Annotated in this window: 3 protein-coding genes and 1 pseudogene; 2 read left to right on the top strand and 2 right to left on the bottom strand. The window is 71.8% G+C overall.

The annotated features are described in order from the left end of the window. Positions 1-262, bottom strand: a pseudogene (locus tag QSK20_RS31865) (C39 family peptidase); the annotation flags it as partial. A 525-nt stretch (positions 263-787) separates the two neighbouring features. Between QSK20_RS31865 and QSK20_RS31870 the strand changes: the two are divergent. Next, positions 788-1,126: a nucleoside triphosphate pyrophosphohydrolase gene (locus tag QSK20_RS31870; protein ID WP_285792313.1), complete on the top strand. Its 339-nt coding sequence runs from the start codon at positions 788-790 to the stop codon at positions 1,124-1,126. Between the two features lie 128 nt (positions 1,127-1,254). Continuing rightward, complete coding sequence (locus tag QSK20_RS31875) at positions 1,255-1,629, top strand: ArsC/Spx/MgsR family protein (RefSeq protein ID WP_285792314.1); 375 nt, start codon at positions 1,255-1,257, stop codon at positions 1,627-1,629. Positions 1,630-1,694: 65 nt separating this feature from the next. Here the strand turns inward: QSK20_RS31875 and QSK20_RS31880 are convergent. Beyond that, the coding region (locus tag QSK20_RS31880) for a C39 family peptidase (protein WP_285792315.1) at positions 1,695-1,915 on the bottom strand (221 nt) is incomplete at its 5' end.

Here is a 1,915-nt window from a genome sequence, read left to right on the forward strand (position 1 = left end):
CGTCCTTGTTCAGGGTGGTGAGGGCGTTACGGGCGGCGGCGGGGCCGCAGTAGTAGAAGTTCGGCTGCGCCTCGTAACGCACGTTCAGTTCCCGCTGGCCCTTGCCGGGCTTGTCGGTGCGGTCGTGCCCGCGGTCGGTGGTGACCGACGACGTGGGGGTGTGGGTGGGGGCGGCGAAGGCGGTGGCGGGGCCGGCGAGGGCGCCTGCGGTGAGGGCGGCGCCGGCGGCGGTCAGGGCGGCCTTACGGATCAGCGTGGTCATGGGGGTGCCTGCCTTTCCGTTGCTTACGGGGGATGCGTGGGCGCGGGGGCGTCACACGCGAAAAGAACGGGGGTCGCGGGCGCGGGGGCACCACGCGGGAAGTTCAGGGGGGCGCGGGTTCCGGGGCATCGGCCCACTCGGGTGCGCCAGCCTGGTACAACGCCACCCGGCCGGCCGGCATTCCGGGTGCGGGGCACCCGGCTGGAGGGGCTCGGCTCGACGGGCCCGGAGGCGAACCATGCACAACGCCTCCACCCCCGGACCGATTCCCGGACGGCGCCCCGCGCGAACCGGACAAGACCACCGACTACGGCGATACCGAACGTTCGGTGCGTACCTGTCGACCGTAGAGGCGGTCTCACGGCGAAGCACCGGACAGCCGGCGGCCGGCCGTACGGCGGCTCTGGTGGCGGCCCGGCGTGAACGCCCCGGCCACCTCCTGGTGCCGAACGGTTGACTTCAGGCGCGCACCCTGGAGGCGCACCGGACCAGCGGCGTCGACATTCGGACCTGGATGATGACGGGATGTCTCGCGAACAGAAGCTCGTTTACGGAATGCTTGTGCGTGACCGCATTCCGGAGATGATCGTGGCCGACGGTCAGACTCCGAAGCTCCGGGCCCTGGCAGACCGAGAACTTCTTCCAGCGCTGATCGCGAAGCTGCACGAGGAGGCGGAGGAAGTCGCATCCGCCGAGCCGGAGGCGCGTCTCGGCGAGCTCGCTGACGTCCGTGAGGTGCTTGCCGCCCTGACGCTCGCGCTCGGCTTCACCGAAGCCGAGGTAGACGAGGCGGCTGCCGACAAGCGGGCCGCGCGAGGTGGGTTCGCGCGGCGCCTCTGGCTCGACGAGGTGCACATTCCCTGACGCGCAGGCCAGTGCCGGGCAGGGTGTGCGCCGTGGCTCCCCGGCGGACAGTGTTGCCGACAGTTACGACCCGGATGTCACGGCACACCCCGGTCACCTGTCCCGGAGGGTCTGCCACCATGCCCGGTATGGAGATGTGGCACAACCCGTCCTGTTCGAAGTGCGCCGGCGCGCGGGAGACCCTGGACGCCGCGCGTGTGCCGTACCGGCTGCGGCCCTACCTGGAGCAGCCGCCGAGCGCGGCGGAACTGACCGAGGTGCTGCGTCGCCTCGACGCCCGACCGTGGGACGTCTGCCGGCTCGGTGAGCGCGCCGCCGTCGAACGGGGCATGGCCGACTGGCCGCGCGACGAGGCGTCCGTGCCCCGCTGGATCGAGGCGATGGTGACCGCGCCGGAGCTGATCCAGCGGCCGATCCTGCTGCTCGACGACGGCGGGGCGGTGGTCGGTCGTACGCCCGAGGCGGTGGCCGAGGCGGTGGACCGGGCCGGCGCGGCGGGCTGACGGAGCCGGCTACGCGACGACGGGCCGCCCCCTGGTGGGGGCGGCCCGTCGTGTATCTATGTGTGTCAGGCGGAGTAGCCGCGGGTGGCGATCCAGTCGGCGAGGGCGTCGGTGGTGATCCAGTAGCTGGCCTGGTTGGGGTTGGCGGAGTCGGCGATCTTGACGGTGTCGGCGTTGTCGCGGTAGCCGACGACGCTGATGTAGTGGCCGCCTTCGAAGGAGTGGGTGGTGCCGTTGGTGTCGGTGGCGGTGCCGGCGATGTTGGCGACGACGGCGCGTCCGTTGT

Origin of the sequence: Micromonospora sp. NBRC 101691 (assembly GCF_030269285.1) — a bacterium.
In the GTDB taxonomy this organism is placed as follows: domain Bacteria; phylum Actinomycetota; class Actinomycetes; order Mycobacteriales; family Micromonosporaceae; genus Micromonospora; species Micromonospora echinospora.

Excerpts from the sequence above, each read along its gene's own strand:
- QSK20_RS31875 (WP_285792314.1), top strand. The coding sequence starts at position 1,255 with ATGGAGATGTGGCACAACCCGTCCTGTTCGAAGTGCGCCGGCGCGCGG.
- QSK20_RS31870 (WP_285792313.1), top strand. The coding sequence starts at position 788 with ATGTCTCGCGAACAGAAGCTCGTTTACGGAATGCTTGTGCGTGACCGC.